This window comes from Streptomyces sp. NPDC039462 (assembly GCF_055639375.1).
Genome location: NZ_JBVKAO010000001.1, coordinates 483,223 through 497,163, shown reverse-complemented (window position 1 = coordinate 497,163; position 13,941 = coordinate 483,223). Strand labels below are relative to the sequence as shown.

The following is a 13,941-nucleotide window of genomic DNA, read 5'->3' as shown; positions in this document are numbered from 1 at the left end:
ACGGCTTCTGACGCACCATGGGATGCACGGTGTGACGGACAGCGGACGAGGGAGAACCGTCGGTGAGGTTCGAAGTGTGGGCGCCGGAGGCCGAGCGGGTCGTGCTGGAGTGTGCGGGCACCACGCGCGCGATGGAGCGCGACGCGGACCGCGAGGGGTGGTGGACGGCGCAGGCGGCGGCCGATGACGGCACGCGGTACGGCTTCTCGGTGGACGGGGGCCCGGTCCTGCCCGACCCGCGCTCGCGGCGCCAGCCGGACGGTCCTGACGGGCTGAGCGCCGTCGTCGACCACGACCGGTACGCGTGGCGCACGCCGTGGGCGGGGCGCGGCGTGCGGGAAGCGGTCCTGTACGAGCTGCACGTCGGGACGTACACGCCCGAGGGCACGCTGGACGCGGCGGCGGACCGGCTCGGACACCTGGCGGAGCTCGGCGTCACGCACGTGGAGCTGATGCCGCTGTGCCCCTTCCCCGGACGGCACGGCTGGGGGTACGAGGGGGTGTCGCTGTGGGCGGTGCACGAGCCGTACGGCGGCCCGGAGGCGCTGAAACGGTTCGTCGACGCGGCGCACGCGCACGGTCTCGGCGTCGTCCTGGACGTCGTCCACAACCACCTCGGCCCCTCCGACAACTACCTGCCCGCCTTCGGGCCCTACTTCACGGAGACGCACCAGACACCCTGGGGAGCCGCGGTCAACCTGGACGCGCCGGGCTCGGACGAGGTGCGCGCGTATCTGATCGGCAGCGCCCTCGCCTGGCTGCGCGACTACCGGATCGACGGCCTGCGGCTCGACGCCGTGCACGCGCTGCGGGACACGCGCGCGTGCCACTTCCTGGAGGAACTCTCCACGGCCGTCGACTCCCTGGCCGCGGAGCTGGGCAGGCCGCTGTCCCTGATCGCCGAGTCGGACCTGGGCGACCCGCGGCTCGTCACCCCGCGCGCGAGCGGCGGCCTCGGCCTGCACGCGCAGTGGAACGACGACTTCCACCATGCGCTGCACACCGCGCTCACCGGTGAGGCGCAGGGCTACTACGAAGACTTCGCGCGGGCCCCGCTGGCCGCGCTCGGCAAGACGCTGACGCGCGGGTTCTTCCACGACGGCACGTACTCGACGTTCCGGGGCCGCGCCCACGGCCGCCCCGTGGACCGCGCGCGGACGCCCGCGTACCGCTTCCTGGGGTACGCGCAGACCCACGACCAGATCGGCAACCGCGCGCAGGGGGACCGCCTCTCGGCCTCCCTCTCCCCCGGCCTGCTCGCCTGCGCGGCCGCGATCACCCTGACGAGCCCGTTCACGCCGATGCTGTTCATGGGCGAGGAGTGGGGCGCCTCGACGCCCTGGCAGTTCTTCACCGACCACACGGACCCCGAGCTCGCCGAGGCCGTGCGCCGGGGCAGGCGCCGGGAGTTCGCGGCGCACGGGTGGGCCGAGGAGGACATTCCGGATCCGCAGGACCACGGGACCCGCGACCGGTCCTGTCTCGACTGGTCGGAGCCCGCGGAGGGTCACCACGCCCGGCTGCTCGCCTGGCACCGCGAGCTGATCGCGCTGCGGCGCTCCCGGGGCGATTTGACCGACCCCGATCTGGCGGCGGTACGGGTCGCGTACGACGAGACGGCCCTCTGGTTCGCGTTCCGGCGCGGCGACCTGCGGATCGCCGTGAACCTCGGCGGGCAGCCCGTCGTCGTACCGCTGGACGGGCGCCACGCGCGCGTGGTCGCCGCGTGGGAGCCGGTCGAGGCACCGGGCCCTGACGGGGTGGTGCGGCTGCCCGCCGAGTCGTGCGTGATCCTGGCCACCGCCTGACGCGCCGCGCGGTCCACCGGCCGTGCGGCGCCTCGCCTATCTTGAGGGGCCTCACCAGGGGAGGCGAACCATGAAGCAACGATTTCTGGGCCGGACCGGGCTGCGGGTCAGCGAGTTGTGCCTGGGCACGATGATGTTCGGCAGCGCCGCGGACGAGGCGACGTCGCACCGCATGCTGGACGCGTTCGCGGAGGCCGGCGGCACGTTCATCGACACGGCCGACATGTACGGGCGCGGTGTGTCGGAGGAGATCCTCGGCCGCTGGCTCAAGGGCCGCCGCAGGGACGAACTCGTCGTCGCCACCAAGGTGTTCGCGACGATGAGCGACGCGCCGAACGCCGGCGGGCTGAGCCGCAAGCACATCCTGTCGGCGGTCGACGCGAGCCTGCGGCGGCTCGGCACCGACTACATCGACCTCTACCAGACCCACGTGTGGGACGCGACGACGCCCGTCGAGGAGACCCTGTCCACCCTGGACACCCTCGTGAAGGCGGGCAAGGTCCGCTACTTGGGAGCGAGCAACCACTCCGGGGCGCAGCTCCAGAAGGCCCTCGACGTGGCGCGGGCGCACGGCTGGGAGCCGTACTCCTGTCTGCAGCCCTTCTACAACCTCCTCGGGCGCGAGATCGAGTGGGAGCTGCTGCCCCTCAGCGTGGCGGAGGGCGTCGGTGTCATTCCGTACAGCCCGCTGCAGGGCGGCTGGCTCTCGGGGAAGTTCCGGCGCGACATGGCGGCACCGCCCGAGGGCACGCGGGGAGCGGCGTCCTGGAAGGAGCGCGCCACCGAGGAGACCTGGCAGGTCGTCGACGCCGTCCTCGAGGTCGCCGAGGAGGCCGGGCGCACTCCGGCCCAGGTGGCGCTGCGCTGGCTCCTCCAGCAGCCGGGGGTGACCGCGCCCATCGTCGGGGCGCGGTCCGTGGAACAGCTGGCCGACAACCTCGGCTGCGTGGGCTGGGAGCTGACGCCCGAGCAGCACGAGCGACTGACGACGGCGAGCGCGCGGCCGCTGCCCTACCCGTACGACGTCCTCGCGTACTACCCGGGGCGCGAACCGCGCACCGGCCCCCGCACGGACTTCAGTTGACGGCCCTCGGCTGACGGCCCTCGACTGACGGCCCTCAGTTGACGATCGCCATCTCGCGGGCGGTGGCGTTCAGCCGCCGCCCGCCCTCCTCGGTGACCGTCACGATGTCCTCGATGCGGACTCCGAAGCGACCCGGCAGATAGATTCCGGGCTCTACGGAGAAGCACATTCCCGGCACCAGCGGCTGCTCCTCGCCCTCGATCATGTAGGGCGGTTCGTGGGTGGTGACGCCGATGCCGTGGCCGGTGCGGTGGATGAAGTACTCGCCGTAGCCGAACTCGGTGATCACGTCGCGGGCCGCGCGGTCGATGTCCTGGCAGGCGGCGCCGGGCCGCACCGCCGCGCAGCCCGCCGCCTGCGCCTCGCGCACCACGTCGTGGACGCGCTGCTCCTCGGCGGTGGGCTCGCCGACGTGGACCGTGCGGGAGGTGTCGGAGCCGTAGCCGTCCAGCAGGCCGCCGAAGTCGAGGACGACCATGTCGCCGTGCTCGATGACGCGGTCGCCCGCCTCGTGGTGGGGGTTGGCGCCGTGGGGGCCCGAGCCGACGACCGTGAAGTCCACCTGGGAGTGGCCGAACCGCCGCAGCAGGTCCGCGAGGTCGGCGGCGACGTCCGTCTCCCTGCGGCCCGCGAAGGGCACCTTCTGGATCTCCTCGTACGCCGCGTCGGCCGCCGCGCCCGCCGCCGCGAGGCGCTCAAGCTCCGCGGCGTCCTTGACGGCGCGGAGCATCGGGAGCGCTTGCGTGAGGGAGACGTAGGAGGTGCCGGGCAGCGCCTGCTGGAAGCCGAGGAGGTGCATCGCCCAGGCGTTGTCGCTCACTCCGAAGCGGCCGGACACGTCCAGGAGGGGCGCAGTGACGGCGTACGGGTCCTTGCCGTCGGTCCAGTCGCGCAGGGTGAGCGCGGGCGCGCCCGCGGCCCGTGCGGCGTCCGGGGCCTCCAGGGTCGGCACGACGAGGACGGGGTCCTGTCCGGCGGCGAGCACGAGGACCGTCAGGCGTTCGGTGGCCGCGGTCGGCCGGTATCCGGTGAGCCACACGAGATCGGGTCCCGGGGCGACGAGGACGCCCGCGAGGCCGGCGTCCGCGGCCGCCTCGGCGGCGCGGTCCATGCGTGCTCGGTAGTCGTCGGCGGTGAAGGGCGCGGGCGCGCTGCTCATGAGGACCTCCTGTTGGCTACGTCAGGAATCCTGCACCCGGCGGCGCGCGACCGCGAACCCGGGTCCTGCAGTGGGTTCACGTGACGGGCTCACGACGCGGGTAACGGGGCGGGCTCACGTCACGGGTTCGGGGGCGGGCTCACGTCACGGGCTCACGTCACGACGCCCGGCCTGACCGACAGCGCCTGCCGGGCGCCGCCCGCGTGGCGCACCGTCAGGGTGACCAGCCCGCCGGGGCGCGCGGCCCCGACGGCCGCGGCGAGTTCGGCCGCCGAGTCGATACGGGTCCTGCCGAACGCCAGCAGGGTGTCGCCGCGCACCAGCCCGGCCGCGTGGCCGGGACCGGGGATATGAACGCCGACCAGCAGGGCGCCGGGCCCGCGCAGGGCGTCGACGGCCTCGACGCCGAGGGTGGCGGTGCGGGGGTGGGCGGCGGACGAGCGTCGGGCCTTCTCCTGGGGGCTGGAGGGCTTCGCGGGAACGGCGGCCGAACCGCGAGCGGAGTCGGCACCGGGGGCGGCACCGGCGCCGGGAGCGGCGGGTCCGGGGGCCGGCTGTCCCGTCTCGCTCCGCATCTCCGCGAGCTTGCTCATGCCGACGACCGTGGCGCCCACCGTGCCGAGGCCGATGCCCGTGAGCACCAGGACCGCCGCGCACAGCAGCCCGAACAGCAGGGTCGTCAGGCGCTTGCCGCGCCGTCTCGCGGCGTGCGGCCGGTGACTCTTCCCGGGCCGGGCAGGCTTTGCGGGCCCGGAAGGCCCGGGTGGCCCGGGCGGTTTGCCGGGCCGGGGCAGCTTCCCGAGGCGCCTCCCGGGGGCCGGACCCTGGCTGTGGCCGGGGTGCCGGCCCGGCATCGGCTTGGGTCGCAACGTGGTCTGATCCATGGCTCGCCTCCGGCCACAGCTCTACCCGGCGTGACCCCACGGCGACGCCTCACGAACGAGTGACGTCCAGCTGTGCGGTCAGTGGTGGGGTCGGTTGTGCGGTCAACTGGGCGGCCAGTGCCGCCGCGGGCCCGCGCAGGGCGCCCGCCTGGAGCAGCTCAGTTCGGTGGACGACACGGGGCGCCGTCAGCGGCACGGCGACCGTGCCCGGCGCCTCGTCGGCCACCGGCCGCGGCAGCAGGGCGAGGCCGTGGCCCGCCGCGACCAGCGCGGCGAGGGTGCGCAGGTCCGTGCCGTCGTAGCGCAGCGCGGGCCGGAAGCCCGCGGTGCCGCAGGCGGTGCGGAGCCGGGCCAGCGGCAGGCCGGTGCCGGGGGCGTCGAGCCAGCGGGCGTCGACGAGGTCGACCAGCCGCAGACCGGCGCGGCGGGCCAGCGGATGGCCCTCGGGGAGCAGCACGGCGACGGGCTCCTGCGCGATGCCGCGCGCGGTCAACGGCGCCACGTCCGGGAGGCGCAGGGGGTCGTTCGGGGCGGCGAGGCCGTCGACGAGGCCGAGGTCGGCGGTGCCGGTCGCGACGGCCGCGGGTATCTCTTCGCGGGGCAGTACGGACAGGGTGACTCCCGCGAGGGGCAGCGCCCGCATGGTGTGCCGGGTCAGCGCGGTCGGCGTGGCCGCGAGCGTCAGGCCCTGCTCGGGGGCGGCGGCCATGCGGACGATCTCGGCGCGGGCCGCGTCCAGCCGCAGCAGCAGGGGGTCGGCGTGCTCCAACAGGCGCGCGCCCGCCGGGGTGGGGGCCACCGGGCGGCGGGTCAGCAGGGCCGCGCCGAGGTCCTGCTCCAGGGCGGCGATGTGCTGGGAGACGGCGGACTGGGTGTAGCCGAGCTCGCGGGCCGCCTCGGAGAAGGAGGCGAGGCGGGCCACTGTCACGTAGGTGCGCAGGAGGTGGGGATCCATGCCCCTAAGGATCGTGCAGGGCATCAGCAACGCTTATGGAGGGTGCAGATTTCATCGTTGGACGTGAACCACGGGCCGCGCCCAGGATGTTCGGCATGACCACAGCAACGCACGCCTCAGTCCTCGATGCCCCCGCGGCCCGCGCCGCCCGCATCGCCCTCGTCGGCGACCGCTCCCCCAACGTCACCGCGCACACCCGGATCCCGCTCCTCCTGGACTCCCTCGCGGCCCAGGACCACCTCGCGCTCGACCCGTACTGGATATCGACCGAGGACGCCGAGGACCCGGACGCCGTGCGCGGCTTCGACGCGGTGTGGGTGCTGCCGGGCAGCCCCTACCGCAGCGAGGCGGGCGCGCTCACCGCGATCCGTACGGCGCGCGAGAGCGGCACGCCCTTCCTCGGCACCTGCGGCGGCTTTCAGCACACGCTCCTCGAATACGCGCGGAACGTGTGCGGCCTGACCGGTGTCGCGCACGCGGAGAACGACCCCGACGCGGACGACTTCCTCATCGCTCCGCTCGCCTGTTCGCTGGTGGGCCACGAGGGCACGGTGACCATCGCCCCTGGCTCGCTCGCCGAGTCCGTCGTCGGTGCCCGCACGTCGATCGAGCGCTACCACTGCTCCTACGGCCCCGCCGCCCACCTCGACACGCTCCGCGAGCACGGGCTGCGCTTCACGGGCGAGGACGAGGAGGGCCGGCCCCGGATCGCCGAACTCCCGGGCCACCCCTTCTTCCTGGTCACCCTCTTCCAGCCGGAACTGGGCGGCGACGGCTCGCGGCCGCACCCGATCGTGCGGGCGCTGGCGCGAGCTGCCGTGCACCACGCGGGCGTGCCCGCCTAGGGCCCGTCCGGGACTTCCGCGCAGGCCCTAGCCGGAGTGGTCCCCGTGGCCGCCGCCGTGGCCCGCGCCGTGGTCGAACTTCAGGGCCTCCTTCGGCATGACGACGAAGGGCCGCATCATGCCCATGTCCTCGTGCTCCAGGAAGTGGCAGTGGTACATGAACCTGCCGTACGCCCCGTCGAACTTGCCCATGACGCGCAGCATCTGTCCGCCGGGGACCCGGAAGACGTCCTTCCAGCCGCGCTCGTTCGGCGCCAGGGGGATCGGCCGGCCCGGGTCGGCGGCGACCGGGGTGCGGGTGCCGCCGATGGTGACGTCGAATCCCGAGACGTCGTACGTGTCCCGGCCGAGGAGCTGGAAGTCCGCCAGGTGGATGTGCATCGGGTGCAGCACCGGCGGGTTCGCGGCGAGGTTCAGGAAGCTCCACTGCTCGTGGCTGCCTTCGGCGATGGTGATGCCGAGGCCGTCGTTGAACGTGCGGGCGATGCGGCGGTAGGTCTTGACCTTGCCGTCCTCGCCGCGCACCTGGATGATCCCCTCGGTCGGGACCTGGAGGTCGCCCGGCTCCTTGACCTCGGCCATCTCCCATATCTCGGGGTGGCCGCCGCCGCCCTTGGTGGCGGGCGGGGTCAGCACGATCAGCCGGTGGCCGTGCTGGATGTCGTGCGTGAGCGGGCGGAACGAACCCGAGAGGACCTCCGGCAGCTCGAAGGTGTCCGGCTCGGCGCAGTCACCGACGCGGAACTCCATGACCTCCGGATAGCGCACGTCGTTGGCCACGTCGGGCACGCCGGGGGCTTGGCCGCGCCCCTTGTTCACCAGGCGGAACCGCTGTCCGGCCAGTCCCCTGAAGTCGACGAGGAGGTCCATGCGCTCGGCCGGCGCGACGGTGAGCGTCGGCAGTGCCCCTTCGAAGTCGATCGGCACGGGGCGCGGCAGGAGGCCGCCGTCGCTGCCGATCTGGTGGAGGACGCCCTGCACGGGGTTGTCGTCCTCGTCGATCAGGACCAGGTCGTAGATGCGGGCGTTCGACGCGTTGACCAGGCGGAAGCGGTACCAGGCGGCGTCCACGTCGGCGTACGGCCAGATGCGGCCGTTGACCGTGGTGTACGGGCCGGTGAAGGGCAGGGAGACCGGCTTGCCCGTCTCCGCGTTCTTCGGGTCGACGATGGTGGTCTTGTGCAGGAGGCGGCCGTTCAGCCGGTTGTCGCCCTCGTCCGTGTCGAGGTTCCGGTCGGCGATGAGGAGGGGGATCTCCCGCTCCCCGCAGGGGAGTTGGAGCGCGTCCTCCTCGTCGTCCCGGACGAGGTAGGTGCCGTACAGACCGGCCATGACGTTCCACCGGGTGATGTTCATGGCGTGGTCGTGATACCACCACTGGACTGCCTGGTGGTCGTTCGGATATTCGGAGAGCTGGGCGTCGCCGTAACCCACGGCGTTGTCCGCCCAGCCGTCGTTGCCGCCGCCTGTCTGGGCGCCGTGCAGGTGCGTCACCGACCAGGCGGGCAGCGCCGCCACGTCCTTGTTCGGCTCGACGCCGGCGCGGCCGGGCAGGGTGCTGGGCGGCGGGTCGGCGCGCGGGACCTCGACGGCCGTGACGGGATACTCGCCCTGCGGAATGCGGTTCGTCCAGGCAATGCGGATTCGCTGCCCGCGCCGCACCTCGATGGTGGGTCCTGGCACCGAGCCTTCGTACCCCCACATCAGGGTCGGCGGCAGTTGCGGGTGCAGGCGCACCCAGGTCGGCCGCAGCGCGATCTCCGTCTCTTCCCGCACGTCGTCCGCCGGATCGGGCCGCAGGACCGGCGGGACGGTCAACGGCGCCACGAACGGCACCAGTTCGCCGTCGGCGGGCGCCTTCGCCTCTGCTTCGGCCTGTGCGTGGTCACCCGTCAGCCGGTCCGTGTCGCGCTCGTGATCAGTGCTGTGCTCGTGATCAGTGCTGCGCTCGATGATGTCGGTCATGATGGAACACCCCCGTGTTCATCCCCCGTTGCGCGGCCGCTCGAAGGCCGCCTTCACTTCAGAAGACTCCCGGCGCCCCAGGGAAGTTCCGCGAATCCTGCATTCCGGATGAAACCATCCGAAGGGGGCCCGCGATCGAGGGCACTCGCGGCACCCGCGGCACCTGGTCGGGCACGAAGCCGTGTGCGCGCCTCGCCAGGTCCTCCGCGCCGTAACGCCGGCACTCGCGGTGCCAGTTCACGATGCCGACCAGCCAGTTCCGCAGATCCGCCACATAGCCGTCCAGGGCCGCCCGCGCCGTCCGCGACAGCGCGAAGTCGTCGTACAGGACGGGGAACTCGTGCGCGGCGACGTGCTCGAACTGCCGCATGCGCTGGGTCGTCAGATCGTGGACGACGCGCAGCGCGGTCGGATAGTCGCAACCGAAGAAGTTCTGCACAACCAGGATGCCGTTGTGGATCTCGCCCTCGTACTCGATCTCCTTCTGGTACGAGAAGATGTCGTTCACGAGCATGGCGTAGTCCATGGCGGCGTTCTCCAGGGAGCGGACGGGTCCGCTGCGGTAGATCTCCGGCGGCACGGACGGGCCGTGTCCCATGCGGCACAGGCTCATGGTGAGCTCGGAGCCGAAGGTGGCGCGGCGCATCTCCAGATAGTCGACCGGGTCGGGGATGCGGCCGTACAGCTGGTTGAAGACCTCCCACACCCAGCTCTCCGTCATCACTCCCACGGCGTCCCGCAGCCCCCGGCGCTGCGCGTCGGTCATGTCGCGGGTCGTGCGCCGCCACAGGTCGACGAGGCCGCGCTCCATGGCGTTCGCGGGCGTCGGCACGGGGTCGCCCGCGAGGGTCATGCAGGCGGAGAGACGCTCCGTGCAGAGCTTCGCGGCGGCGAGGTCGCGGCGGTGGCCGAAGACCAAGGGGTAGTAGTCGTCTCCGTAAGTGCCCCAGGCCAGCCACTGCGAGCTGAGGTCGAGGGCCTCCTGCGTGCCGTCGGGGTCGAGTCCCGCGGCGCACAGCGGCAGATCGTACGCGTCGAGCTTGTCCTCGTCCCAGACGCCCTCCGCCAGGATGCCCGTCTCGTGCGCCCACCCGGTGAGCCGCTGCCGCGCGGCGTCCAGTCCGGGGTTGAGCCGCAGCGGGAACGGCATGTAGAGGTCGGGCACTTGGGAGGGGCCCACTTTCTGGAACGGCACGTGGGTGAAGGACCGCAGCCGTTCAGCCCCGGCGCCCGCGAGCAGTGCGCCCACGTCCGTCGCCGAGGTCCCGAGGCCGGTGGGCCCGGCGAGCGGCGAGCCGTCGAGCGCGCCCTCGTTCATGTACCGGCTGGAGCGCAGGTGCCACTCGTGGCCGCCCGACTGCCAGTCCTGCAGTCCGCGCGTGTAGGCGGCGATCGCGGCGAGCTCGGGCGGGGTGAGGCCCTTCTCCAAGGCGAGGGCGGGCACTTCGGTGGCCGCCGTGTGCTCGAACTGGTGCAGCCGCGAGGTCAGGATGTCGTTGACGATGTCGGCGGCTTCCTGGGTGGTGCAGTCGAAGAAGGTCTCCAGGACGAGCACGCCGTTGCTCAGCTCGCCCTCGTCCTGGACCTCCCTCTGGTACGAGAAGAGGTCGTTCCGCAGGTGGACGCCGTCACTGAAGGTCTCCATGAGCACGCGCAGCGGCCTGGTCCCGGCGACCGCCGCGGGCACTTCGGCGGTCGCGTACTCGATGAGACCCGCCGACCAGGGGGCGCCGCCCACCTTGCGGCGCATCTCGATGTACTCGACGGGGTTGGCGATCCGGCCTTCGTTGATGTTGGAGAGCTCCCACATCGACTCGTTCAGCAGGTGTTCCGTCGATTCCGCGAAGCGGCGGCGCCAGTCCTTGGACATCGAGGGCACGGTGCGCGCCCACAGGTCGGCCAAGCCCGCCTCCACGGGGTTTTGCGGCTCGGGCACCGGGATCGACAGGTCCATCGGCATGAAAAGCGGCAGCCGGTCCAGGTGGGCCTTGCCGGCGTCGCGGTCCTGGGTGCGTTTGTACATGTCCAGGAAGTGGTCGTCGAAGAAGAAGACCCACACGTACCAGTCGGTGATCAGCGACAGCGCGGGCCCGTCGCAGTCCGGGTGGGTGTAGGCGCACAACAGGCCGTAGTCGTGCGCGTCGAGGTCGCTCTGCTCCCAGATGCCGGAACCTTCCAGCATGCCCATCTCGCGCGCCCACTCCGCGGAGTGCGCGCGCGCCTCCTCCAGGTGGGGGTTGAGCCGCGCGGTGTACGGCATGTAGAAGTGCGGCAGTTCGAACGGCTGCGTCATGAGCCCCGCCCTACCCGAGCCCTCCGGCCGGCATCCGCGCACGGGCCGATGATCGCACCATCGCGTGAATCGGGGGCGCTTCGGGGCGTGTCGGGGGCGCGCGGCGGTATGGGGCGACGGCGGGCAGGTCGGTGGTGGTGGCGCGGTTCCGGGGCGGGGCCGGGGCGGGGCGCGGGGCCGGTACGGGGCGAGGTCTGGAACCGGTCCGGGGCGGGGCCGGGACCGGTCTCACCGAATCACCGGTTTCGCCGCGTACGCACGGCTCACGCCTCTAGGCTGCCGTCCACGCCCCCTCCGGAAGGAATCACCTCCATGACCGATGCGCCGGATGCGCTGGACGCGCTGGAGTCGCCGAATGCGCCGCATGTGACGCCGCGGGCGGAGTTGCTCCTGGACCGAGAGATCCCCGAAGACCTGCGCCAGGAGCTGGTCGCCGCGTTCGACCGGCTCGGCGCCCCACCGGTCCGGGTCCGGCGCACCCTCGCCCATCGCGGGGCGGCCGACATCCCCTGGATCGTCCTGGCGTCGCTGCCCCTCCAGGCGTTCCTCAGCGGCCTCGGCGCCGAGGCGGTCAAGGACGCGTACGACGCGTTCAAGGGTGTCGTACGACGGGCTGCGCGCCCCGCGTCGCCCGCCCCCGGCACCCTGGGCGAGGCCCGCGAGGCGCGGCCGATGGTGCTGCGGGACGCGGTCACCGGCCTCGACGTCGTCCTGGAGCCCGACCTCCCCTCCGAGGCGTACGAGACGCTCACCGCGCTGGACCTGACGGAGTTCGCGGTGGGGCCGCTGCACTACGACCGCGCCCAGGGTCGCTGGCGTTCCGTCCTTGACGAGGCCGCCGGCTGACCCGCCGGCCGGAGGACGCGGCGGTCCCGCCGCCGCGGATCGGGGGCTGACTGTGACTGCGCGGATCACGTGCACGGACCTGACCCGGGCCGAACAGGCCTGCATCGACGGCGAGTCGGCGCTGGCGGAGGGCGCGATTACGACGGCGGAAGCCCACTTCCGGCATGCGCTGGCGTTGGTCCGGGTGGGCGCTACGGGGGGTGCCATTGGGGGCGGGGATGGTGGGGGGTGGGGGTCTGGGGGTGGTGGATCTGGGGGCGCTTGCTCTGGGAGTGGTGGATCTGGGGGCGGTGGCTCTAGGAGTGGTGGCTCTGGGGGCGCTGCCTCCGGAGATGGTGCTTGCGGGGATGGCGCCTTCAGGGACGGCGCCCTCGGAGACGGTCCCTCCAGGGATGGCGCCGTCGGGGGTGACGCCTCAGGGGGTGGTCCCGGCGGAGGCGGTGCCTTCGGGGGCGGCGCCACAAGGGACGGCACCGTCGGGGATGACACCTCCGACGACGGTCCTGCCGGAGACGGTGCTTGTGGGGATGACGCCTTCAGAGACGGTCCGTTCGGGAGCGGTGCCTCTAGGGGCGGCACCGTCGAGGGTGACGCCGTCGGGGATGACGCCTCCGAGGGTGATGCCGTCGGGGGCCGCCCCGCCGGGGATGGTGCCTTCGGAGAGGATGCCTACGCGGGCGGTGCCTCCGTAGACGGCACCTTCGGAGACGGGCCCACCGGGGGCGGTACCTCGAGGGACGGCACCGTCGGGGGTGGCACCTCGGGGGGCCGTCCCGCCGGAGGCGGTGCCTCCGGAGAGGGTGCCTCCGAGCGCGGTCCCTCCGGAGAGGGGCCCTCCGGGGTCGGTGCCTCAAGGGACGGCGCTGGCGGAGGTGACGCCGTCGGGCGTGCGCGGCTCGTGGCGCGGGCGTGGACCGGGGTGGGGCGGGTGCGGCTCGCCCGCGGGGATGTCGAGGCCGCCGAGGCCGAGTTCGAGCGGGCGCGCGGCCTGCGCCCCACGGCCGCCGGACCCCTGCACTGGCTGGGCTGCGCCGCCGCGCACCGCGGGGATCTCGCCGCGGCGGAGCGTCACCTCACCGCGTCCCTCGCCTGCGTCGTTCCGCACAGTCGCAGTCTCGTCCAGCGCGCCTATGTCCATGCCCGCGCGGGCCGCCCGGACGCCGCGCTGAGCGACCTGCGCGCCGCCGCCCTGGCCGGGCCGCTCGACGACGAGGCCCGCTGGGTCGTGGCGGCCCTGTCGGGCTGCTCGGCGCGCGAGGTCGCGCTGCGGCTGCGCAGGGCGGCCCTCACCTCCCTGCCGGGCCTCACTGCGCGGGCGGGCGCCGGTGACGGGCGCGCGGGGGAGGGCGGGGTGGGGGGCTGTATGTGGGGTGGCGGCCGCCGGAGTGGGGAACTGGGCGGAGAGGGGGTCGGGGAGCGGAAAGGAGCACTGGGCGGGGAGCCGGGAGGGGCCCCTGGCAGCGAGCGAGGCGGAGTAACGGGTGGGGAGCATCGCGAAGAGCGGGACGGAGACCGAGGCCGGGAGCACGGCGGGACACACGCCGAGGAAGGCCACGGAGAACAGGACCGGCACCAAGGCCAAGGACCGGACAGCACACCCGACGGGAAGCGTCGCGGAGAACAGGGCCGAGAGTACGCCGGGGCACACGCCGAGGAACGTCACGGAGAACAGGACCGGAACCAAAGCCAGGGGCCGGGCACCACACCCGGCGGGCAACCACACGGAGAACAGGCCAGAGGCCAAGACCGGGAGTACGCCGGGACATGCGCCCAGGAACGGCACGGAGAACAGGACCGAGACCAAGCCCAGGGGCCAGGCAGCCCACCCGACGGGCAACCTCACGGAGAACAAGAACGAGACCAGGACCCGGACCACGACGGGGCACACGCCCAGGAACGGCACGGAGAACAGGACCGAGGCCAAGCCCAAGGGGCAGACAGCACACCCGGCGGGCGACCTGACGGAGAACAAGGCCGAGACCAAGACCGGGAGCACGACGGGACACGCGCCGCGGAACGGCACGGAAAGCAGGACCGGAACCAAGGCCAGGGGCCGGGCAGCGCACCCGACGGGCAACCTCGCGGAGAACGGGACGGGGAGC

10 protein-coding genes are annotated in these 13,941 nt (G+C 73.1%); 4 read left to right on the top strand and 6 right to left on the bottom strand.

What is annotated here, in order from left to right; genetic code table 11:
* Window positions 1–62: 62 nt before the first annotated feature.
* Window positions 63–1,808 (top strand): malto-oligosyltrehalose trehalohydrolase, encoded by a 1,746-nt coding sequence (gene treZ, locus ACZ7LU_RS01965; RefSeq protein WP_471915376.1) that lies wholly within the window; start codon window positions 63–65, stop codon window positions 1,806–1,808.
* Between the two features lie 70 nt (window positions 1,809–1,878).
* Complete coding sequence (locus tag ACZ7LU_RS01960) at window positions 1,879–2,892, top strand: aldo/keto reductase (protein ID WP_468085337.1); 1,014 nt, start codon at window positions 1,879–1,881, stop codon at window positions 2,890–2,892.
* A 34-nt stretch (window positions 2,893–2,926) separates the two neighbouring features.
* On the opposite strand, the gene ACZ7LU_RS01955 is transcribed toward ACZ7LU_RS01960, so the two are convergent.
* The 3 genes from ACZ7LU_RS01955 to ACZ7LU_RS01945 form a co-directional block, all read right to left on the bottom strand.
* Window positions 2,927–4,051: a M24 family metallopeptidase gene (locus tag ACZ7LU_RS01955; protein ID WP_471915375.1), complete on the bottom strand. Its 1,125-nt coding sequence runs from the start codon at window positions 4,049–4,051 to the stop codon at window positions 2,927–2,929.
* 152 nt (window positions 4,052–4,203) lie between these two features.
* Entirely contained in the window at window positions 4,204–4,935 is a 732-nt protein-coding gene (locus ACZ7LU_RS01950; protein WP_471915374.1) for a PDZ domain-containing protein, read from the bottom strand.
* Between the two features lie 49 nt (window positions 4,936–4,984).
* Window positions 4,985–5,890: a LysR family transcriptional regulator gene (locus ACZ7LU_RS01945; RefSeq protein WP_471915373.1), complete on the bottom strand. Its 906-nt coding sequence runs from the start codon at window positions 5,888–5,890 to the stop codon at window positions 4,985–4,987.
* A gap of 95 nt (window positions 5,891–5,985) precedes the next feature.
* Here ACZ7LU_RS01945 and ACZ7LU_RS01940 point away from each other — a divergent pair, with 95 nt between their 5' ends.
* Window positions 5,986–6,735 (top strand): CTP synthase C-terminal region-related (seleno)protein, encoded by a 750-nt coding sequence (locus tag ACZ7LU_RS01940; RefSeq protein ID WP_468085333.1) that lies wholly within the window; start codon window positions 5,986–5,988, stop codon window positions 6,733–6,735.
* Window positions 6,736–6,762: 27 nt separating this feature from the next.
* Here the strand turns inward: ACZ7LU_RS01940 and phsA are convergent, their stop codons facing one another.
* On the bottom strand, window positions 6,763–8,700 hold the full coding sequence (gene phsA / locus ACZ7LU_RS01935) for an O-aminophenol oxidase PhsA (RefSeq protein ID WP_471915372.1): 1,938 nt from the start codon (window positions 8,698–8,700) through the stop codon (window positions 6,763–6,765).
* Window positions 8,701–8,758: 58 nt separating this feature from the next.
* A complete protein-coding gene (gene cyc2 / locus ACZ7LU_RS01930; RefSeq protein WP_471915371.1) occupies window positions 8,759–10,993 on the bottom strand; it encodes a germacradienol/geosmin synthase Cyc2 in 2,235 nt (744 codons plus the stop codon).
* Between the two features lie 312 nt (window positions 10,994–11,305).
* On the opposite strand from cyc2, the gene ACZ7LU_RS01925 reads away from it, so the two are divergent.
* Entirely contained in the window at window positions 11,306–11,839 is a 534-nt protein-coding gene (locus ACZ7LU_RS01925) for a hypothetical protein (RefSeq protein WP_471915370.1), read from the top strand.
* A gap of 850 nt (window positions 11,840–12,689) precedes the next feature.
* Here the strand turns inward: ACZ7LU_RS01925 and ACZ7LU_RS01920 are convergent.
* Window positions 12,690–13,421, bottom strand: coding sequence for a hypothetical protein (locus ACZ7LU_RS01920; protein ID WP_471915369.1), 732 nt, complete (start codon window positions 13,419–13,421; stop codon window positions 12,690–12,692).
* Window positions 13,422–13,941: the final 520 nt, after the last annotated feature.

Coding starts and splice junctions, on each gene's coding strand:
- ACZ7LU_RS01960 (WP_468085337.1), top strand. CDS start 1,879: ATGAAGCAACGATTTCTGGGCCGGACCGGGCTGCGGGTCAGCGAGTTG.
- ACZ7LU_RS01955 (WP_471915375.1), bottom strand. CDS start 4,051: ATGAGCAGCGCGCCCGCGCCCTTCACCGCCGACGACTACCGAGCACGC.
- ACZ7LU_RS01950 (WP_471915374.1), bottom strand. CDS start 4,935: ATGGATCAGACCACGTTGCGACCCAAGCCGATGCCGGGCCGGCACCCC.
- ACZ7LU_RS01945 (WP_471915373.1), bottom strand. CDS start 5,890: ATGGATCCCCACCTCCTGCGCACCTACGTGACAGTGGCCCGCCTCGCC.
- ACZ7LU_RS01940 (WP_468085333.1), top strand. CDS start 5,986: ATGACCACAGCAACGCACGCCTCAGTCCTCGATGCCCCCGCGGCCCGC.
- phsA (WP_471915372.1), bottom strand. CDS start 8,700: ATGACCGACATCATCGAGCGCAGCACTGATCACGAGCACAGCACTGAT.
- cyc2 (WP_471915371.1), bottom strand. CDS start 10,993: ATGACGCAGCCGTTCGAACTGCCGCACTTCTACATGCCGTACACCGCG.
- ACZ7LU_RS01925 (WP_471915370.1), top strand. CDS start 11,306: ATGACCGATGCGCCGGATGCGCTGGACGCGCTGGAGTCGCCGAATGCG.